General features: G+C 33.5%; 17 protein-coding genes, 8 tRNA genes and 1 rRNA gene. 25 read left to right on the forward strand and 1 reads right to left on the reverse strand.

The window, feature by feature from the left end; all coding sequences use genetic code 11:
• The first annotated feature begins 104 nt into the window (after window positions 1-104).
• The 13 genes from B5D16_RS11600 to B5D16_RS11660 all read left to right on the forward strand — a co-directional run bounded on the left by B5D16_RS11600 (window position 105) and on the right by B5D16_RS11660 (window position 8,048).
• Window positions 105-2,992, forward strand: a 23S ribosomal RNA gene (locus B5D16_RS11600).
• A gap of 124 nt (window positions 2,993-3,116) precedes the next feature.
• Window positions 3,117-3,188 (forward strand) — tRNA-Asn (locus B5D16_RS11605).
• A gap of 9 nt (window positions 3,189-3,197) precedes the next feature.
• Window positions 3,198-3,269 (forward strand) — tRNA-Glu (locus B5D16_RS11610).
• A 177-nt stretch (window positions 3,270-3,446) separates the two neighbouring features.
• Window positions 3,447-3,519 (forward strand) — tRNA-Thr (locus B5D16_RS11615).
• Between the two features lie 9 nt (window positions 3,520-3,528).
• Window positions 3,529-3,602, forward strand: a tRNA-Ile gene (locus B5D16_RS11620).
• Window positions 3,603-3,659: 57 nt separating this feature from the next.
• Window positions 3,660-3,733 (forward strand) — tRNA-Asp (locus B5D16_RS11625).
• Window positions 3,734-3,837: 104 nt separating this feature from the next.
• Window positions 3,838-3,910: transfer RNA gene (locus B5D16_RS11630), tRNA-Val, on the forward strand.
• 11 nt (window positions 3,911-3,921) lie between these two features.
• Window positions 3,922-4,005 (forward strand) — tRNA-Leu (locus B5D16_RS11635).
• Window positions 4,006-4,055: 50 nt separating this feature from the next.
• A tRNA-Arg gene (locus B5D16_RS11640) sits at window positions 4,056-4,129 on the forward strand.
• A gap of 341 nt (window positions 4,130-4,470) precedes the next feature.
• The gene (locus tag B5D16_RS11645) at window positions 4,471-4,896 is read left to right on the forward strand and encodes a DUF3592 domain-containing protein (protein WP_078767155.1); all 426 of its coding nucleotides are present in this window, start codon (window positions 4,471-4,473) and stop codon (window positions 4,894-4,896) included.
• Window positions 4,897-5,004: 108 nt separating this feature from the next.
• On the forward strand, window positions 5,005-6,423 hold the full coding sequence (locus B5D16_RS11650) for a DUF6709 family protein (protein ID WP_078767156.1): 1,419 nt from the start codon (window positions 5,005-5,007) through the stop codon (window positions 6,421-6,423).
• Window positions 6,424-6,449: 26 nt separating this feature from the next.
• Window positions 6,450-7,553 (forward strand): expansin EXLX1 family cellulose-binding protein, encoded by a 1,104-nt coding sequence (locus B5D16_RS11655; protein WP_078767157.1) that lies wholly within the window; start codon window positions 6,450-6,452, stop codon window positions 7,551-7,553.
• A gap of 45 nt (window positions 7,554-7,598) precedes the next feature.
• Window positions 7,599-8,048 (forward strand): DUF3592 domain-containing protein, encoded by a 450-nt coding sequence (locus B5D16_RS11660; protein ID WP_078767158.1) that lies wholly within the window; start codon window positions 7,599-7,601, stop codon window positions 8,046-8,048.
• A gap of 40 nt (window positions 8,049-8,088) precedes the next feature.
• Here B5D16_RS11660 and B5D16_RS11665 read toward each other — a convergent pair whose 3' ends face one another.
• Window positions 8,089-8,850 carry a metallophosphoesterase family protein gene (locus tag B5D16_RS11665; protein WP_078767159.1) on the reverse strand — a complete coding sequence of 254 codons (762 nt, stop codon included), beginning with the start codon at window positions 8,848-8,850 and terminating at the stop codon, window positions 8,089-8,091.
• A gap of 257 nt (window positions 8,851-9,107) precedes the next feature.
• On the opposite strand from B5D16_RS11665, the gene B5D16_RS11670 reads away from it, so the two are divergent.
• From B5D16_RS11670 to B5D16_RS11725, 12 genes are all read left to right on the forward strand, one after another.
• Window positions 9,108-10,724, forward strand: a complete 1,617-nt coding sequence (locus B5D16_RS11670) for a glycosyl hydrolase 53 family protein (protein ID WP_078767160.1) — start codon at window positions 9,108-9,110, stop codon at window positions 10,722-10,724.
• Window positions 10,725-10,850: 126 nt separating this feature from the next.
• The gene (locus B5D16_RS11675) at window positions 10,851-13,253 is read left to right on the forward strand and encodes a glycoside hydrolase family 94 protein (protein ID WP_078767161.1); all 2,403 of its coding nucleotides are present in this window, start codon (window positions 10,851-10,853) and stop codon (window positions 13,251-13,253) included.
• 530 nt (window positions 13,254-13,783) lie between these two features.
• Window positions 13,784-14,794, forward strand: a complete 1,011-nt coding sequence (locus B5D16_RS11680; protein ID WP_078767162.1) for a hypothetical protein — start codon at window positions 13,784-13,786, stop codon at window positions 14,792-14,794.
• A gap of 184 nt (window positions 14,795-14,978) precedes the next feature.
• A complete protein-coding gene (locus tag B5D16_RS11685; RefSeq protein ID WP_078767163.1) occupies window positions 14,979-16,127 on the forward strand; it encodes a THUMP domain-containing class I SAM-dependent RNA methyltransferase in 1,149 nt (382 codons plus the stop codon).
• Window positions 16,128-16,169: 42 nt separating this feature from the next.
• Window positions 16,170-17,879 carry a lectin like domain-containing protein gene (locus tag B5D16_RS11690; RefSeq protein WP_078767164.1) on the forward strand — a complete coding sequence of 570 codons (1,710 nt, stop codon included), beginning with the start codon at window positions 16,170-16,172 and terminating at the stop codon, window positions 17,877-17,879.
• The gene (locus B5D16_RS11695; RefSeq protein WP_078767165.1) at window positions 17,872-18,465 is read left to right on the forward strand and encodes an XTP/dITP diphosphatase; all 594 of its coding nucleotides are present in this window, start codon (window positions 17,872-17,874) and stop codon (window positions 18,463-18,465) included. The genes B5D16_RS11690 and B5D16_RS11695 overlap by 8 nt, the downstream gene beginning before the upstream one ends.
• A 64-nt stretch (window positions 18,466-18,529) precedes the next feature.
• Window positions 18,530-19,018, forward strand: coding sequence for a metallophosphoesterase family protein (locus B5D16_RS11700; protein WP_078767166.1), 489 nt, complete (start codon window positions 18,530-18,532; stop codon window positions 19,016-19,018).
• Window positions 19,019-19,100: 82 nt separating this feature from the next.
• Window positions 19,101-19,433 carry a helix-turn-helix domain-containing protein gene (locus B5D16_RS11705; protein ID WP_159444380.1) on the forward strand — a complete coding sequence of 111 codons (333 nt, stop codon included), beginning with the start codon at window positions 19,101-19,103 and terminating at the stop codon, window positions 19,431-19,433.
• A complete protein-coding gene (locus tag B5D16_RS11710; RefSeq protein WP_078767168.1) occupies window positions 19,417-20,019 on the forward strand; it encodes a hypothetical protein in 603 nt (200 codons plus the stop codon). The genes B5D16_RS11705 and B5D16_RS11710 overlap by 17 nt, the downstream gene beginning before the upstream one ends.
• On the forward strand, window positions 20,012-20,911 hold the full coding sequence (locus B5D16_RS11715; RefSeq protein ID WP_078767169.1) for a ParM/StbA family protein: 900 nt from the start codon (window positions 20,012-20,014) through the stop codon (window positions 20,909-20,911). The genes B5D16_RS11710 and B5D16_RS11715 overlap by 8 nt, the downstream gene beginning before the upstream one ends.
• Before the next feature lie 5 nt (window positions 20,912-20,916).
• Complete coding sequence (locus tag B5D16_RS11720) at window positions 20,917-21,246, forward strand: hypothetical protein (RefSeq protein ID WP_078767170.1); 330 nt, start codon at window positions 20,917-20,919, stop codon at window positions 21,244-21,246.
• Between the two features lie 8 nt (window positions 21,247-21,254).
• The coding region (locus B5D16_RS11725) for a hypothetical protein (protein ID WP_143405122.1) at window positions 21,255-21,582 on the forward strand (328 nt) is incomplete at its 3' end.

The following is a 21,582-nucleotide window of genomic DNA, read 5'->3' on the forward strand; positions in this document are numbered from 1 at the left end:
ATGTCAACGCCAATTTCAAGACATCCGAGGCACATACGCAAGTATGTGAACAAATTAAATTTAAACTCAAGCCATGGGTGCAACGCTATGCACCTAGTAAATATGGTTAAGCTAATAAGAGCGTAGGGTGGATGCCTTGGCACTAAGAGCCGATGAAAGACGTGATAAGCTGCGATAAGCTGTGGTGAGGAGCAAATATCCATTGACCCGCAGATTTCTGAATGGGGAAACCTGGCTAGAAAGACTCTAGTCACTGCATACTGAATACATAGGTATGTAGAGGGAACCCGGTGAACTGAAACATCTAAGTAGCCGGAGGAAAAGAAAGAAACATCGATTTCCAAAGTAGCGGCGAGCGAAATGGAAGGAGCCTAAACCGAGTTGCGTGCAACTCGGGGTTATGGACCGCAATAAGTGACCTAGCGGATAGAAGAAAGGTTTTGGGAAAGCCTGCCATAGAGGGTGAAAGCCCCGTATTCGACATCTCAAAGGAGCGAGCGGTATCCGAAGTAGGACGAGACACGTGGAACCTTGTCTGAACTCGGGGGGACCACCCCCCAAGGCTAAATACTACTTAGTGACCGATAGCGCATAGTACTGTGAAGGAAAGGTGAAAAGAACCCCGGGAGGGGAGTGAAAGAGAACCTGAAACCCTATGTTTACAAGCTGTGGAACTGTTTTAAAGCAGAACCGCGTACTTTTTGTAGAACGGTCCGGCGAGTTACGTTTACTGGCGAGGTTAAGTACTTAAGGTACGGAGCCGAAGGGAAACCAAGTCTTAATAGGGCGCACTAGTCAGTGTACGTAGACCCGAAACCGGGTGATCTATCCATGTCCAGGCTGAAGTTGCCGTAAAAGGCAATGAAGGGCCGAACCCACATCCGTTGAAAAGGGTGGGGATGAGGTGTGGATAGGGGAGAAATTCCAATCGAACCCGGAGATAGCTGGTTCTCCTCGAAATAGCTTTAGGGCTAGCCTCGATTTAGTCTTACGGAGGTAGAGCACTGAATTTCTGCGGGGGCGTCAAAGCTTACCAAGGAATATCAAACTCCGAATGCCGTCAAGATGATGATCGGGAGTCAGACTGCACGAGATAAGTTGGGTAGTCAAAAGGGAAACAGCCCAGACCTCCAGCTAAGGTCCCAAAGTGAGTGTTAAGTGGAAAAGGATGTGGGATTTCGAAGACAACTAGGATGTTGGCTCAGAAGCAGCCATTCATTCAAAGAGTGCGTAATAGCTCACTAGTCGAGAGGTCCTGCGCCGAAAATGTCCGGGGCTAAAACACTACACCGAAGCTGAGGAATGATTTTATCATTGGTAGAGGAGCATTCTTAACTGAGACGAAGCTGTACCGTAAGGAGCAGTGGATTGTTAAGAAGAGAGAATGCCGGAATGAGTAGCGAGAGTGAGGTGAGAATCCTCACGGCCGAATATCTAAGGTTTCCAGAGTAAAGCTGATCTGCTCTGGGTTAGTCGGGGCCTAAGGCGAGGTCGAAAGACGTAGTCGATGGATAACAGGTTCAAATTCCTGTACTACAATATATCAGAACTGTGGGGACACAGACAGAGAGCCTAAGCCAGGAATGGAAATACTGGTTCAAGCGAGGTAGGAGTCTGGTAGGCAAATCCGCCAGGCAATCTGAAGACGTGATGAGGAGCGAAATTAAGTAGCGAAGTAGGTGAGCTGGCTGTCAAGAAAAGCCGCTATTGTGTATATTGTACCCGTACCGTAAACCGACACAGGTGGATGAGGAGAGAATCCTAAGGCCGACGGAAGAAGTATTGTTAAGGAACTCGGCAAAATGACCCCGTAACTTCGGGAGAAGGGGTGCCTACGCAAGTAGGCCGCAGTGAATTGGCCCAAGCAACTGTTTACCAAAAACATAGGTCTATGCAAAACCGTAAGGTGAAGTATATGGGCTGACGCCTGCCCGGTGCTGGAAGGTTAAGGGGAGAGGTTAGCGCAAGCGAAGCTTTGAACTTAAGCCCCAGTAAACGGCGGCCGTAACTATAACGGTCCTAAGGTAGCGAAATTCCTTGTCGGGTAAGTTCCGACCCGCACGAAAGGCGTAATGATTTGGGCACTGTCTCGACAATACATCCGGTGAAATTGAAGTACCAGTGAAGATGCTGGTTACCCGCGCCAGGACGGAAAGACCCCATGGAGCTTTACTCTAGCTTGATACTGGGATTCGATATTGCATGTACAGGATAGGTGGGAGGCTTTGAAGCGAGAACGCCAGTTTTCGTGGAGCCACTGTTGGGATACCACCCTTGTAGTATTGGGTTTCTAACATGTAGCCGTTATCCGGCTAGTGGACAATGTCAGGTGGGGAGTTTGACTGGGGCGGTCGCCTCCGAAAGGGTATCGGAGGCGCTCAAAGGTTCCCTCAGAATGGTCGGAAACCATTCGCAGAGTGCAAAGGCATAAGGGAGCTTGACTGTGACACCGACGGGTGGAACAGGTACGAAAGTAGGACTTAGTGATCCGGTGGTATAAAGTGGGATTGCCATCGCTCAACGGATAAAAGCTACCCTGGGGATAACAGGCTTATCACTCCCAAGAGTTCACATCGACGGAGTGGTTTGGCACCTCGATGTCGGCTCATCGCATCCTGGGGCTGTAGCAGGTCCCAAGGGTTGGGCTGTTCGCCCATTAAAGCGGTACGCGAGCTGGGTTCAGAACGTCGTGAGACAGTTCGGTCCCTATCCGGCGTGGGCGTAGGATATTTGAGAGGAGCTGTCCTTAGTACGAGAGGACCGGGATGGACGAACCTCTGGTGCATCTGTTGCATTACCAAGTGCATGGCAGAGTAGCCAAGTTTGGAAGGGATAAACGCTGAAGGCATCTAAGCGTGAAGCCCCCCTCAAGATGAGATATCCCATACGTAAGTAGTAAGACCCCTTAAAGACTATGAGGTTGATAGGGCAGAGGTTGAAGTGTAGTAATACATGTAGCTGACTGTTACTAATAGGTCGAGGGCTTAACCATACGGTTAGAGGTTTTAATGGAAAGTTATTCCAGGATAATTTGAACTTGATGATTTTAATATGTAGTTTTGAGTGTACAAGTTAAAGCATTTATGCTATAATTTAATATACTCGAATAAAAACATTCCTCGATAGCTCAATGGTAGAGCACTCGGCTGTTAACCGAGTTGTTGTAGGTTCGAGCCCTACTCGGGGAGTTTTTTTTCGGCTCCATGGTCAAGCGGTTAAGACACCGCCCTTTCACGGCGGTAACAGGGGTTCAAATCCCCTTGGAGTCATTTTTTGTATCGTGAAAATAGGATAGAGAAGCACTCGCATAAAAACGGGAAGTCTCGTAAAATGAAGCACTCGCATATAAAACGGGATGTGCTCCCATTTTAAATCGCCTTTGGCGATTGGGTCGCACAGAGTAAACAGGTTCTCCCCACTTCGTGGGTTCCCCCCTATTTACATTTGCCGATGTGGCTCAATTGGCAGAGCAGCTGATTTGTAATCAGCAGGTTAACGGTTCGAGTCCGTTCATCGGCTTACCACTATGGAGCTTTAGCTCAGTTGGTTAGAGCAACCGGCTCATAACCGGTCGGTCCAGGGTTCGAGTCCCCGAAGCTCCACTTGATAAAAATTTAATTTTTATATATAATAACAACGGTGTTTATCATCAAATATATGGCCCGATGGCTCAGTTGGTTAGAGCGCCGCCCTGTCACGGCGGAGGTCGTGGGTTCGAGTCCCATTCGGGTCGTTTCTATTATTTATTTGAGTTATTAAAACTTAAAAAATATTTAGAAAAAATTAAAAAATATTATGTACATTTTTGAGTAAGTATGATATAATATTTTTCGTTGCGGGATCTTAGCTCAGCTGGGAGAGCACCTGCCTTACAAGCAGGGGGTCACAGGTTCGAGCCCTGTAGGTCCCATCATAATACTTGCCGGCGTGGCGGAACTGGCAGACGCGCAGGACTTAAAATCCTGTTGTAGCAATACAGTACCGGTTCGATTCCGGTCGCCGGCATTAAAGCAATAGTCATTTGACTATTGCTTTATATATCTAAAAAGATATGTGTATGCGTAGCTCAGCTGGATAGAGCACTTGGCTACGGACCAAGGTGTCGGGGGTTCGAATCCTCTCGCGTACGCTTAGGGCTCAAAACATATGGTTTTGAGTCTTTTTTTATTTTTATTATAATATACCATTTAAATTTTTGCTTTTTTGTAGTATAATATGGTTAACTGTAGTTATCATATACAGATTTTTAACTAAGTTTGATATAAATATTAACCTCGAAAACACATCGGTTTATACACCGGTGTGTTTTTACTGAAAATAAGGAATTAAAAGCAGGTGATATTCCAGCTGAATGGATGGACATAAAATCATTTTCTTTAATAGTAATAGTATTGATTATTATATTTATTTTTATTTTGAAAAAATCAAAGAATTAATTAGATTAAGTTGTGTAATTTTAGGAGAATTATAATGAGAAGATTAACAACAAGTGAAGCAATTAAAGTATTAGTAATTATTTGCGCTATTTTATTGATTGTTGTATGTTGGGCAGGATATAAAGGGTATAATTATAAAAGGAATTGTACAGCGCAAACACAAGGTGAAATTACATATGTAAGAAGAGGTGGAAGAAGTTTGCATAAAAGATTTGAAGTGGCTTTTTCAGCAAATGGAAATTATTATGTTGCAAAGGGTGGAACACATGGTTTTGATATGATTCATCCAGGTGAAATTAAGGAAGTACATTATAATCCAAACGATCCAACAGAAAGTTATGCTGGCTCAAAGCCAAAAGAATGGGCGTATATTCTTACATATATTGTTTTCGCTTTAGTGGCAACAGTGGGAACATTTTTATTGTATTTATTTTCACCTAAAAAACAAGATAATGAATGATTAAATTTGATATATCTTAAATTTTATAATATCTAACTTTTATCTTTTTTCTAAAAAGAATATAAATATATATAAGAATCTTTAAAAGAAATGAGTAAAAAAATAAATATGAATTATAAGGATTCAAATAAATATGATTATAAAAAAGAAATTTTAAAGAAAAAACTTAAATCAGATATTTTTACTATTTTAGTTGCTCTTTATATAATTGCCTTTTCAATTTGTGCTTTTATATACCTTCCATCAGATGAAGGAATAAAAGAATTATTTTTTAAATATATTGGTTCCATTATAGCCTTTGGTTTTGGAATAAGTTTGATAGTTGCAGTAATATTTGAAAGAGTAAAATTAAATAAGGAAAAAGATGATTATTTTTCAGATTTTGAAACTATGATTAGAATTGCAAATACTGGTAAAATAATCTATGAAAATGAATTTTTTAAAATTGTAGATTCAGTATTTATAGATAAGAGTAATGCTGAAAATATTGTTTATTTGGATGAAATATATAGTTTGCATGATTCTTCATTTTCAGCTGGTACACAGAGTTTTGAAGAAACTTATCATCTTGTACTTCATACCGCAAGAGGTATTGGAACAGTAAAGTTACCTCATGTAACACAGAAAGAAGCTGAAAATATAGTTAAAATATTATTACAATATACTCCCAATGCACATTACGGTTATAATAGGTCATATGTTAAAAAAATGAAGCAAAAGAAAAAGGAATTAGATGCTAGTAGAAATTTAAATTCCTACGAGACTGCTTTTAAAGATAATCATTATATTCCTAGTGATGATTCTAATGAATATGAGTATTTATTAGATGATAGGAAAAATTATGATTCACAAATTTATGATAAGAATACTTTTAAAAAGAAAGCAAAATTAATTTTTCATGATACTGCATTTGCTACTAGTTTTATAATTTTTGTAATTGCATTTATTATATTTGTTATATCAGTTAAAACAGTTGTTGTTTATAATATTGATCACATAAATTATGATGAATCTATTACTCCTAATCTTGATGAATTAAAAGAAGGTAGATACATAGGCGGGAAAATAATCCGTAATTTTGGATGTATAGAAAGCCCGTATATTAATAAATATAGTAAGAATTATTATATTATTCCATATGGGGGTAAGGTGATCTTCTTTATGGCTACCAATGATGATGTGATAAAGAGATTAGATACTCAAAACTTTATGGATATTCATTATCCAATTATAGGTGGAAGAGATTATACATATACATATGAATTTGTTGGAAAAATAAAAAAACTAGATAAGGGTCAATTAGAAAAGAGTTATGATGTTATAAAGCATAGATGTCCAGATATAAAGGATATAGATAAAGATGTTTTGCCTTATTATATAGCACCTGATTATTCTATGAGTAAGGAAGGGGTTATTATTGCTATTGTTACAGGAATTGTTAGCATAATAACTTTGATTATTATGGTTATATCTGGAATTAAGATTAATAAGAAAATAAAAATGAGAGAAAGCGGACAAAGATTATAGCAATGCATATTTAAAAAGGAGAATATATGAAAAGAGTTAAAAGAATTATAGTTAGTACAATTATTGGGACAATGGTAGTAACTAGTTCATTTGCTAATGCTAATGGAGAAATAATAGATAGTAGTAAAAAGATACTATCTAAAGGTATTAAGAAGATAAAATTATCAAAGAAGACAGTTAAAGTAACTGCTGGCAAAAAGGTAAAGGTAAAAGTTAAAGGTAAGTATGGTAAGATAAAACTTAAAATAGCCAAAAAGAAAATCGTAAAGGCAGTAGTTAAGGGAAAGAAGATTATTATTACTGGAAAGAAAAAAGGAAAGTCTTCAATTGTTGTTAAGGCATATAAAAATGGTAAGTTATATGCTAAAGGAAAAATAAAGGTTACTGTTAAAGCTAAGTCAAGTTCACAAACATCAGGTGGAAGTAATAATTCGAACGGCGGTAGTTCAAATAGTGGTAGTTCAAATGGTGGAGGTTCAACAAAACCATCAAGTAATACAAGTAGTGTAGATGCAGGAGAATATTCAATTAATAAAGTTCATGAAGGATATGCAACTTATTATGACAGAGTATCTACAGGTGCAGCTAATCTTGATGATTATGAAGGTGAATACTATACAGCTGCTATGAATAATTATGATTATATGAATGGTCTTGCAGGAGCTTATGTTGAAGTAACTGATAAAGATGGAGATAAGATAAAGGTATTAATTACTGATAGACTTCCAGAGGGAGCGAAGGGTGACATTGACTTATCTAGAAAAGCGTTTAAGAAGATTGAACCTGAAGTAACTGGAAAGATGAAGATTAAGTGGAAGATAATAGCTTTTCCAACATCTGATCCAATCAGTTTTAGATGGAAACCTACAAGTACTCCGTATTGGGCTGAAATTCAGGTTAGAAATGGAAGATACCCAATTAAATCACTTGAGTATTATGATAAATCAAAGGGAAAATACGTAGAACTTGAACGACAGGAATATAATTATTTCACTGCACCAAGTGGAATGGGAAATGGACCATATAAATTTAAGGTTAAGGATTTTTATGGACATACAATAATCGAAAACAATATTCCAATTAGAACTGATGATGTACCTGTAAAAGGTAGTAAGAATTTTGATTATTAAGTGAACATGTTACATGAAAAAATATTTTAGTGGGAGAGTATAATAATGAATTTTAAATTATCATTTTATATTAAAGTAGTAATCATTACTTTGATTGTAACATTTGTTGGTATACTTTTTTTCATCGGTAGTATAAAGATGATTAAATGTAAAAAAATGACATATGGAACACTTGAAAATGTTTATGTTTCAGTTAGTACAGATGAATATGGTAGTAGTACAAAGGCTAAATATGATGTGAAATATATAGTTGATGGAAAAGAATATAGACTTTCAAGTGAAGATCATAAGAAAGGTTCTGAAAAAGAAAGAACAGGAGAAAGAATTAAAGTTTATTATGATCCAAACAATCCTAAATTAGCTTATGATGGGAACATACCTAAGGAATATGTGTATGGTGGTGAATTTACGGGTATAGTAGTTTTTATAATGCTTGTGTATGTAGGTTATTCAATATTTGGTGATAAGAACACGAGTAAGAAAAAAGCTTGGTAAATAAAAACACGGTGAATTGAAATTCAATTTACCGTGTTTTTTAATATATTCTTGTAATAGGTTCATAAATAACAAATTCATTATCAGGTAATTCCTTGTTCATATGATAATGACCGAAGTAGTGCTTTTTATACTTTAATCTCTTTTTAATAATCTCCAAAAAGTCTGTTAGGAAATCAGAGTGGAGATTTGGATTTATTATCTTTTGAGTTGATGTTGAACAGCAGTGTGTAAGTAATAAATCACATTTATAATCATTATTATCTAGAGTTTCAAGGCAATGAATGAACTCTTCTCGCGATGGAAGCTCTTCTTCCCACCATGAAATGTTTTTTATTCTAAACATTTTTTTCTGCATGGACCACATATCAGAAACTTCTTCCCAATTAGGTGTTGTTTCTGGATCAATTATTCCATCGTCAACATCATGAGAGCTAGCTCCGCCTAGAGCAAATGTTTTCACACCATTTAAATCAAACATCTCTCCACGCATAAGATGATAAACTGATCTTCTGATTCTATGTATTTTTCCACCTTTCCATTCTTCAACAGGATAAGCATTTAAAAGATGAAAGTTTTCATGGTTTCCATCTATGAAAAGTGTAGTAAATGGCATGCTATCAAGCTTATCAAGAGTCATTTCTTGTTGCTTATAATATGGACTATCAGCAGAATACCATACACCACCAAAATCTCCAACCACAATTACAAAGTCATCCTTTGTCATGTCTCTTTGTTGTGGAAATAACCCTTTATCAAATTTTGCAAAATCTGAATGACAATCCCCAGTAATATAAATCATAATAATATTACCCTTTCCATAACTTAAAATTCATTATATCATTTATAAAATATATAATAAAGTACTTGTTACTGTAATTTTTTGTGAAATCGCAAGAATGTATAGTTATAAGTTAAGTTATATAATATAATTGAATCAGCAAATGTTATGCTGTTTAAAATAAAAATTGGAAATGAATATAATTTTGGAAATAAACATGTTTCCATAATTGGAATTGATAGTTAGTAAAAAAGTTTTTCTAAGGTGGGGGATACTATATGAGGAAAAAGAAGAAACTAGTTGCAATTATTGTTATGTTGACTATGGTTGTATTAGTGATTTTAGGGATAGATTTTTATAAAAAGATAATAAAACCATTAGATATGAAGATGGCGAATAATAAGAAAATAAAATTTGTTGCAGATTATAGTGCAAGGGATAATAAATTAGTTGTTGAATTAGATAATCCTGTATCGGGAAATTTTGAATATAAGATTGATGGTTTAGAAGAAGGATATTATTATATATCTGCATTTGCTACATATGATGGTAATTGTGATTATTGTTTTTTATATGGACGCCCTTATATTATAGATGTAGGTGGAGGAGACTATCCAAAGACATCGGTGCCAGTAAAGGAAAAACAGCAGGTTGTAGTTAGAGGAATTAAGGTTAAAAAGGATGGTTATCTTGTATTTGGCAGCAGGATGAGTGGTGGAGATGATAGCAAGTTAAGTATTCACTCTTTTAGAGTTAATCGTGAAACGAATCAGGATAGTCAGTATAATTTATTGCTAGGTGGAGCATTATCAAGACTTAATTATGTGGAAAGTACTGGGGCTAAGTTTTATGACTTTGATGGAAGCAAAAAAGATCCACTTGATATTATGGAAGCAAATGGAATTAATTTCTGTAGACTAGAGCTTAATAATAATCCTGGTAAAGGAAGAGGAGATGGAAAGTATTATCTCCCTGAAGGATTCCAAAATCAAGAGGATATATTAAAGATTGCTAAGAGAGCTAAGAAGCATAATTTTGAAATTCAATTATCCTTTATGTTATCTGATTTTTGGACTTATGGAATTCCTGAGGATTTTAGGAAGGATATAGAAGGAATAAAAGATGAAGAAGAGATAGTAAAAATACTTGAAAAAGATTTATATGAGTATGTTAAGGATACCATGCAAAAGATGAAGGAGCAGGATACTGTTCCAAAATATGTTTCAATTGGAAATGAGATGAATGGCGGATTCTTTTTACCTTACGGTGATAGTTCAAAGAACATGCCTAATCTTGCTAGATTTATAAATGCTGGATATAGAGCAGTTAAGGAAGTAAGTGAAGATACACAGGTTGTTTTACATATAGCATGTAATGCTGATGATGTAAAATGGAATGGAAATGGAACGGGTAATTGGTTCTTTTCATTATGCGAAAAGAATAATGTAAATTATGATGTTATAGGAACATCTTACTATCCATTTTGGGCTGAGACCTTATCAGTTGATGATTTTACTCAGTGGTGTAATATGATGATTAGAAAGTTTGATAAGGATATTCTGCTTATGGAAAGTGGTTTTAATTATAGAGAAGATACCGAAACGGGTTCTAGAGGACAGCTTTCTAATATGGGTTATTATGAAGGAAAGTATGATTATTCTGAAGAAGGTCAGAGAGATTTTATGATTGAACTTATTAATGGAATTAAGTGTGTAAATGATGGAAGATGTGTTGGAAGTTTATATTGGGATCCAATTATGGTTGCAGGTGATGGCATAGGCTGGAGCTTTAAAGAATATGATGATAAAGTGGATAGTAATGTCATATCAAATACCACTTGGTTTGACTTTGATCATAAGGCTTTGAAGGTATTTGCTGCATATAAATATAATTAGAAATAAATACATAAAAAAAGTCACAAAAACGGTTTTATAATTTCAGCAAATAGTTTATAATACACATACGTGGTTTTTTACGTACAATAATGGAAGGAGAAGGGCGAGAAGGGCCCGAGAGAGTTAATGAAATACGGATTTTTTGACGAAGAAAAAAGGGAGTACGTCATAACTAGACCTGATACTCCAGCACCTTGGTGTAACTATTTAGGATCACCTGAATATGGCGCAATTATTTCAAATAATGCAGGTGGATATAGTTTTGTAAAAAGTGGCGCTAATGGTAGAATTTTAAGATATCATTTTAATAGTGATGATACTCCAGGTAGATACATTTATTTAAGAGATGATGAAAACGGCGACTATTGGTCAGCATCATGGCAGCCAGTAGGCAAGGATTTAGAATTATATAAAAGCGAAGTTAGACATGGTACAGCTTATACAAAGATGAAAGCTGATTATGCAGAAATAACTTCAGAAGCAACATACTATGTTCCACTTGGAAAAGACTATGAAGTATGGTGTGAAAAAGTAACTAATAATTCAAACAAGGAAAGAAAGATTTCAGTGTTTGGATTTGCTGAGTTTACAAATGATGATAACTACAATCAGGATCAGGTAAACCTTCAGTATACACTTTGCATTAGCCAGACATCTTTTAGAGATAATTTAATTTATCAGCAGATAAACATTAATGCAGAGAAAAGAGAAGATGGTACTAACGGCCTTGAAAGATTCTTTGGTTTAGCTGGTAACCCAGTTGCGTCATATAATGGTGACAAAGAAGCATTCATAGGCTTATATCATAGTTATGGAAATCCTGTTGCAGTTGAACGTGGTGAGTGTGATGGAGTTTGTAACTATAATGAAAATAGTTGTGGTGGCCTTCATACAAAGCTTACACTTGCTCCAGGTGAATCTAAGACAGTAGTATTTGTTCTTGGTAAACATACAGAGAAAGAAGCGAAAGCAATTATTGCAAATTATGAAGATACAACTACATGTGAAAAGGAAGTTAATGAACTTATTAACTTCTGGCATAAGAAGCTTGAAAACTTTAAGGTTAATACACCAAGCGAAAGCTTTAATGCAATGGTAAATACATGGAATGCATATCAGTGTTTCCTTACATTTACTTGGTCAAGAGCAGCTTCATTTGTATACTGTGGTGAAAGAAATGGTTATGGATATCGTGATACAGTTCAGGATATTCAGGGTGTAATTCATACAGATCCAGAAGCAGCACTTGAAAAGATTAGATTTATGCTTTCAGCTCAGGTTGACAATGGTGGTGGACTTCCACTTGTAAGATTTGATCACGATGAAAGAGCAGGACATGAGGGAACACCTGATGATGAATGGTATGTAAGAGAAACAGGTCATCCAGCATACAGAGCAGATGATGCTTTATGGTTATTCCCAACTGTATTTAAATATATTGCTGAAACAGGTAATCTTGATTTTATCGATGAAGAGATTACATGGTCAAATGTAGAGAAGAAAGCTACAGTTTATGAACATTTACAAAAGGCAATTGACTTCTCAATGAATCACTTAGGACCACACGGACTTCCAGCAGGTCTTCATGCAGACTGGAATGACTGCTTAAGACTTGGTAAGCAGGGTGAATCATCATTCGTTGCAATGCAGTTATATTATGCATTCACTGTAATGAAGGCATTTGCTGAATATAAGAAAGATACAGATTATATTGCATATCTTGAAAAGACACAGAAGGAAGTTGGCGAAAAGATTAACAACCTTTGGTGGGAAGATGATAGATTTAACAGAGGTTTCAAGGAGACTGGTGAACTTATTGGTTCAAAGAATGATCCAGAAGCTTCAATGTGGTTAAACCCACAGTCATGGTCAATTATTTCAGGACTTGCAACTAAGGAACAGGCTGACAAGGCTCTTGAATCAGTTAATAGAGAACTTAATACAGCATATGGTGCAAAGGTTATGGCTCCATCATACGTTGATCATGCATTTGATGGCGCACTTGCAATTTTATTCCCACCATCAACGAAGGAAAATGGTGGTATATTCTCACAGCCACAGGGATGGATTATCTTGGCAAATGCTTTAATGGGATATGGTAATGAAGCATTTAAGTATTTTGAAGAAACATCTCCAGCTTCACAGAATGAAAGTGCTGAGATTAGAAAACTTGAGCCATATGTACATGGACAGTATACAGAAGGTGATGAAAGTCCATTCCATGGTAGAAGTCATGTTCACTGGCTTACTGGTACAGCTTCAACATGTATGGTAGGTTGTGTTGAAGGTATCTGTGGTATTAGACCAGACTTTGGCGGTATTAGAATTGCACCAGCTATTCCAAGTACTTGGGATAAATTCACTATGGAAAAGAATTTCAGAGGATGTAAGCTTAACATTACTGTTGAGAATCCTAATGGAAGGGAAAGTGGATTTAGCAAGTTTGTTGTAAATGGCGAAGAGTATAGTGATAACTATATTCCAGCGGATAAGTTAACAGAAGTGACGGAAGTTAAGATTGTATTATAAAGTTCATGCATCACAGCACCTCGTAGCATAGCTACTTCGGTGATGCGATATACGTCGTATATATAAACAAAAAGGAATCATCCTTATTGAGCGAGCTCAAAGGATGATTCCTTTTTATTTATATGCATGAACTTTATATTTACGCACAAAAGAAAACACGACAAAATGCGCCGTGTTTTCAGGGGAGTATAAATAATTTAATAAGGGGTTGTAAAAAGAAAATCATTGAAGGAATTTCTTTTACATAAGTTATTATAACAGAAAAAAACAAAAATGCAACAAGAAACTAAAAAATTACCAATAGTTTCTTGCTATATCGAGAAAAAGTGCTATAGCTTAAGGCTAATTAACACATATTATTATAACAAATAGTTATATAACGTTAACTGCATGTTGTACTAAATAGCCTGTGTTAGCTACATATAGTGCAGGTATGGATTGTTGACCGTTATAATTTATAATGTTATAATTTAACGGATTTTTGAAAAAGCACAATGTGCAAAGATATTTTATAAAGAGGTAGAGAAAATATGAGAAGTTTAAAAAGGATAAAGTATGTTGTTATATTAGCAATTGCAACATTATCACTTACATCATGTGATAACAAAAAGAGTGTTGATAAAATCGCAAAAAAGACGGGTGTTGATTCATTTAATTATGATAATTATATGGAATCAATTGAAGAATACAAATATTTTAAGGAACGTGTGCTTAAAGCAAATGAGGTTTTGGTTTTTAATATATCCAAAAATAATTTAGGATTATACAATACAGGAACTAAGACTTGGAAAGAAATCTATGATTCAGCTAAAAATAATCTTTTTGCATATAATGTAAAGGGTCAAGAACAGAGCAATGTTTTTTATACAATAGGAAGTACTTCATATAATGATTTTAGTGTTGTAAAGTATAATAAAGAAAATAGTATGATTGAATCAGTGATGGATGTAAATGAATCGGATTCAGTAATTCCTATTGGAATGTATGATGAAAAAATGTATTTCATACATAATAAGAATGATTTAGAAGATAATGAAACAAGATCAATTGCCTATTTAGATGATGATAAGTTAGTTAATATTATAGATTTTAAAAATGAATTAGTAACGAATGCTGTAATAATTAAAGATGATATATATTGCGCGGCTTATTCTGAAGAGAATGAAATTAATAATATTTATTGTTGCTCTATAAAAAATCATGATATAAAAAATGTTTTACAGAGTCCATATGATAATATTTTTAGATATAAAGATGAATTAGTATATGTTAATAAGAATATGGAATTAGTTAATATAGAAAACAAAAAATATTATAAACTAGAAGATAATGATACAATTGATGTATTAAGTGATTATGGATTATTGATTAGATCCTATATAGGTGATGATAAGAATATAGCATGCGATGTTGTAGATATTAATGATGGTTCAGTAATAGAAACAGCATCTAAATTCGACGGATATAATTTAAATGATGGTATACTTGAATTATATTGTGAAGGTAATATAAAAAATATTGATGTAGAGAGAGGAAAATAATAATAACAAATATATAATTAGATTTAATTGAGCGCAGTTTATTAAACTGCGCTTTATGTGTGCAGTATTGAGTCACGTGAATTCGGCTTGTTTTTATATAGTGATTTGATGTTTAAATTATTTATAAATTATTGTATAATATAAAATTGTAGTTAAATTTAGTGGAATAAAGGATAACGCATTTATGAGAGGATTTGAAATAATCACTCCATGTCATTTTGGACTTGAGAGTGTTTTAAAAAGAGAAATAATAGATTTAGGATATGATATTACATCAGTATCGGATGGAAGAGTTGCATTCTTCGGTGATGAGGAAGCTGTTGCCAGAGCGAATGTTTTTCTTAGAAGTGCAGAAAGAGTACTTATTAAAGTTGGTCAGTTTAAAGCTACCACATTTGATGAATTATTTGAAAATGTTAAGGCACTTGACTGGGATCGTTTTATACCAGTTGATGGGAAGTTCTGGGTTACTAAGGCAAGTTCTGTAAAGAGTAAGCTTTTTAGTCCATCTGATATTCAGCGTATTGTTAAGAAAGCAATGGTTGAGAAATTAAAGAGTGTATATAATGTTACATGGTTTAATGAAGATGGAAATGATTATCCTGTAAGAGTATTTATTATTAAGGATGAAGTTATTGTTACACTTGATACAACAGGTGAATCTCTTCATAAGAGAGGATATAGAACAATGACTGTTAAGGCTCCTATTTCAGAAACTCTTGCAAGTGCTCTTATAATGCTTACTCCATGGAAGAAGGATAGAATTTTAGTTGATCCTTTTTGTGGTAGTGGAACATTTCCTATAGAAGCTGCAATGATGGCAGCAGGGATTGCACCAGGTATGAATAGAGAGTTTAGAGCTGAGAGCTGGACAAACTTTATACCGAAAAAGCATTGGTATGAAGCAGTTAGTGAAGCTCATGATTTTATTGATGATAAAATAGAGACAGACATTCAGGGATATGACATAGATAAAGAAGCACTTGCAGCAGCCAGAGCAAATGCAAAGAGAGCAGGTGTAGATCATCTTATTCATTTCCAGGAAAGAGATATGAAGGATTTATCTCATCCTAAGAAGTATGGATTTATAATAACAAATCCACCATATGGTGAGAGAATTGCTGAGAAGGAAGAATTATTTGATATGTATCATACATTTGGTGAAAGATTAAAAATGCTTGATACATGGTCAAAGTACATTATTACTTCTTATGATAAAACGGAGAGTGCATTAGGCATGAAGGCGACTAAGAACAGAAAGATTTATAATGGTATGATTAAGACATACTTTTATCAGTTCTTAGGTCCAAAGCCACCAAAGGGAAACAAATAAATATAGAACAATGTATCAGCGTTTGCTGATAAGGAAAAGAGAATGAAGAATAAGTTTTATTGGTTTATGATTATTTCGATAGTTCTTATATCGTATGGATTTTTTAATATCAATAAACCACAAAAGGAAGAAATACAAATAAATAAAGAGTATGGAAAAATTGATCCAATCAACTGGTATGGCATGATTTCAACAGGTGTAAATTATAAGGGACTTAAAGTTGAGGTTGATGGAATTTTAATGAATAATTATTATGGTTATGCAATTATGGATGATAATTTAAGCATTAATATTCCATATAAATCATGTAAGGAGTTGTTTGATTGTAGTATCTTCTTAAGTAATAAAAAGAAGCTTGTTATTAGAAAGGGACAGCGTGAGGTAGTTGCCGAAGTTGGTAAAAATGAGTTTGAACTTGATGGTGAAAAGATGACTCTTGAGAACAAGCTTTATTATGATGAGAAGAAGATGCTTTTCATTCCGCTTGAATTATTTGAAAAAGCTTATGAGTATGAGAGCAAATGGGAATCTAGTTTAAATAAAATAAAATTAACTTGTAAGAATGAAGATAAGTTTAATTTGCCTGAAAAATATAGATTAGATGAAGATAAAAGAGTTTTTAATAGTGCCAGAGATCAGTCATTAAGTGGAACATGCTGGGTGTATGCAGGTCTTGGAGCACTTGAATCAAGTCTTACACCTGAGGGTAAATATGATTTCTCTGAAAAACATGCTAGTACAAATAATGTATATGAAAGAGATAGCGATGAGGGTGGACAGTATTCAATTCTCTGGTCATATCTTGCAAGTTGGAAGGGCCCTGTTTTAGAAAAAAATGGGGCAAGCAGCAAGAGTAAAGTTGCTAAGCATGTGCAGGAGATGCAAATTATAGAAGAAAAGAATTATAAGGATATTAAGAAAGCTATATATAAATATGGTGGAGTTCAAAGTTCTTTATATATTTCCCTTGATTATTTAAACACATCGACAGAGTATTATAATAGTGAAAAGAGTGCATATCTTTATGATGGTTCAGAAAAATCAAATCATGATATTTATATCATAGGTTGGGATGATAACTATCCAAAAGAAAACTTTAATGGAAAAGCCAAGGAAGACGGCGCATTTATATGTCGTAACAGTTGGGGAGAACGCTTTGGAGAGAATGGAAATTTCTATGTATCATATGAGGATACTAATATAGGTACATATAATGAAATTTATACTAAAGTTGATAGTAATAAGAATTTCGATAATATATATGAGTATGATGAAAGCGGATGGTGTGGAACATTAGGTTTTACACATAGTGAAAGAGCATATGCATGTAATGTATATACTGCAGAAAAAGATGAAGTTCTTAAGGCTATGAGTTTTTATGCAACAGTTCCTAATACAAAGTATGAAGCATTTGTTTGTGAGGACTTTAGAGGAACAGCGCAGCTATCAGATAATATGGAACTTGTTAGTAGAGGAACATTTAAACGAAGCGGTTATTATACAGTTAAAATTGATGATATTGATATAGCAGCAGGTAAAAAGTTCGCTTTAGTAATAATGATAACAGCACCTAATAGTACAAAACCAATTGCAGTGGAATGTAAAAATGAATTGGTTGATAAGGTTGTAAAACTACGAGCTGGTGAAGGATATTATAGTTTAGATGGTAAAAAGTGGGAATCTGCAGAAGATTCTGAATGTAATATATGTTTAAAAGCATTTACTGATGATAAGGAGAAAGAAGATGAGTAAGATAATTGTAGCTACAGGAAATGAAGGCAAAATGGTAGAAATAAGAAATATTTTAAAGGATCTTGATATTGAATTATTATCATTGAAAGATGCAAATATTGATGTTGATGTTGAAGAGAATGGTAAAACATTTGAAGAAAATGCAATTATAAAGGCTGAAGCTATTTGTAAACTAACAGGTGAAATTGTAATGGCGGATGATTCAGGACTTGAAGTTGATTATTTAAATGGTGAACCTGGAATTTACTCAGCTAGATACATGGGAAGAGATACATCATATACTGTAAAGAATAATCATATTATTGATTTATTAAAAGATGTTGAGGGTGATGATAGAAGTTGTAGATTTGTGTGTGCAATTGCATTAGCATTTCCTGATGGAAAGACAATTGTAAAACGTGGAACCATGGAAGGACTTGTAGCATATGAAGAAAAAGGTGAACATGGATTTGGATATGATCCAATTGTATACCTTCCTGAAATGGGAAAAACATCAGGAGAACTTTTACCAGATGTAAAAGATTCTATGAGTCATAGAGGAAATGCTCTTAGAATGATAAGGGATGAATTAGAAAAGTTAGTATAGTAAGTATTTATTTGATACTAAGTATAATGGCTGGATTGTTTTAAAGAGAGGATAGAGTTTAAATATGAATGTAATGGTTGTTAGTGATACACATGGGAGAGATTTTAATCTTTTACGTGCAATCGAATTAGAATCAAAAGAAGAGAAGATAGATTTACTACTTCATCTTGGAGATTTATGTGGGCTTGAAGGAATGCTTCATACTATTGCAGGGTGTCCGGTACACTATGTGGCAGGTAACTGTGATGGAGTATTACAACCATCTGAAAAGTTAATTGAGATAGATGGAATAAAAGTATATATGACGCACGGCCATAGACTTCAAGTAGGTGGAAGCTTACTTAGAATGGAATATACCACAAAGGAAAAGGGTGCATATATTGGGTTTTATGGACATACTCATGTTCCTAGAATTGATTATTGTGATAGTGGAGTTGTACTTGTAAATCCTGGTAGTATTGAAAGACCAAGACAGAGTGGATTTAGACCTTCATATATAATGATGGACACAAATGATGGCGGAGAGCCTATTTTTGAAATTAAATATTTGTAAATGATGTGCTGAGTTTTAAAATATATTGCATAGAGTAGTTTTAAACTATTCTATGCAATTTTTTTATATTAAGGTGATGAAGATGAAGAAGATTAATTTTGAAATTCGTAAAGAAATTGAAGAATTAAGCAGAAAAGGAATTTCACAAAAAAAGATGGCTGAGATACTAAACTTGAATCAAAGCACCATAAGTAGGGAATTGAAAAAATGCAATCCTTATGATGCAGATAAAGCTGAAAAATTGTCAGTTAAAGACAAATCTAAAGATGAATTAATAATTAGCCAGGTTTTATTGTTAAGAAGTCAAGGAATGTCCTTAAGACGTATTTCAGACAAATTAGATGTTTATTACGATGCTGTAAAGAAAATAGTTGAAAACAATATTAAAGGAGAGGTAGATGGAAATAAAGAATGATACAGTTAAGTATTATTTATCTCATCCTGAACTTGAGCAACAGATATGGGATGCGACCATATCGCTAAAAAACAAAATATTAGATATTGAGGAAAAAGATGAATCATTAAGAGAAGATTTATATAGTTCTTTTCAAATGAAATCACCATTAGCAAGTACAGATAAAATAAGTTCATCTGGAATGAAATCTGATTTATTTGACATTATAGATAAGACAAATAAGTTTTTGGAAGATTCAAAAAATCAATATTTAAAAATGTATGAAAATTATTTAGATAAACTTGAAGAAATAAAAAGAGTAGATATTTGTTTTTCATGTTTGGATTTACAAACACAAGATGTATTAAATAAAAAGTACAGATTAAAGTATTCATGGTATGAACTAGAACATGATGAAAATAAATTATCTCATAGACAAGTAATGAATATTCTAAATAAGGGTATTGAAGATATAGTGAAATTATTCAATAGTTCATATAATAATCTTCATTTAGCCAGGAATAAAGATAAAAAAATAATATTTAACGAAGAGGAAAACACACAACAAACAATATTTGATATTGAAAAGGAGAATTTTTATGATTAAGAAAAATGAGAAGACTTATATCGGCATAGATCATGGCTATGGATTTATGAAAACGAGTAAAACTATTTTTAAATCAGGAATTAAAGAACAGCCTGTAGAACCACCTTTTTTGGATGATATTTTAATTTATGATAAAAGAGTATTTGTTATTGGACAAAATAGGACAGAACATGGTGTTGATAAGACAACTAATGAAGATTATTTTATATTAACATTAGCTGCTTTAGCATGTGAATTAAAAAAGGAACGTATGTCTAAAGCATCTAACGTTGTATTATGCGTTGGTTTACCATATTCATTTTTTACTGAACAAAAAGATAAATTTAAAAAGTATTTATTAAAGAATAAACATTTGGATTTTAAGTTTGAAGGTAAAAGGTATTGTGTAGAAATAAAAGAAGTAAAAGTATTTCCACAAGGATTTCCTGCGATTACAGAGAAATTTAATAAATATTTAGAAGATAAAATCTCAATAGTTGATTTTGGAAGTAGAACAATTGATGTTATTACATTCAATGAAGGAAAAGCAATGCATGATCAATGCTACTCTATAGATAAAAAAGGAACACTGGAATTAATAAATGAAATAAGAAAATATTATATGAAGCAATATGCTGAAGATATATCTGAAGATAAAGTACAAGATATTTTTCAAAATAGAAAAGTTCCACTATCAGCTGAAAAGGTTAAATTTGTACAAAAACTAATTCGTTTCTTTTTAAAACAATATTTGGATGAATTAAAAGCCAAAGGATTAGCAGATAATATAATATATTGCGGTGGTGGAAGTACGTTAATTAAGAACTATGTAGAAACTAATGAATCAAATGCTGAATTTGTTGAAAACGTTTTTTTTAATGCATCAGGATATGAATTATTAGCATCGAGGTAAATATTATGAATAAATATGAAAATATTACAATAAGATTTAACCTAAGCAATCCCAAAGACAGACTTTTATGGAATAAAATATCATCTCAAAGTCATAAATCAAGATATATTAAAGACTGCATAGAAATAAATGAAGATATTAGATTGCAAAATATTTCAAATAAGTTAGATATTATATTAAAAACATTAGGTAAAAAATCGATATATGAAACTGTTGATGAATTACCAGAAGATAAATCGATTGATGATGTTATAGATGCAATATCAGAAGAATATGAAGAAAAGAGCAAAGGTGATAAGGCAATTGACGATTTTCTTAATTCGCTTGATGATTAGGAGATTTTATGGAATATAATGTTAAGATTAAAATTAGTAAAAATAAACATGAACAAATACTTGATATATTGGATAAAATTCAGTTATTGGAAAAAGATGGTAAAGCTATAGAAGTACCTAAAACTGAGGAAGAGTTGATTCAGAAAATAATAAATATGGGAATAAACCGACATATTTCTGAAAACATAAAATTATATAAAAAAACAATATATGAGTTTTTAAACATACCAGAAGATAAACCGTGTGAAAAAAAAGTAAAAATAATTGAAAAAAATGATAATGTAATAGCAGAATTTAATTCTGAAAAGGATGCACAAGCTTTTATTAATTTAAGCA

This window comes from Eubacterium uniforme, from assembly GCF_900167115.1.
GTDB lineage: Bacteria > Bacillota > Clostridia > Lachnospirales > Lachnospiraceae > Eubacterium_S > Eubacterium_S uniforme.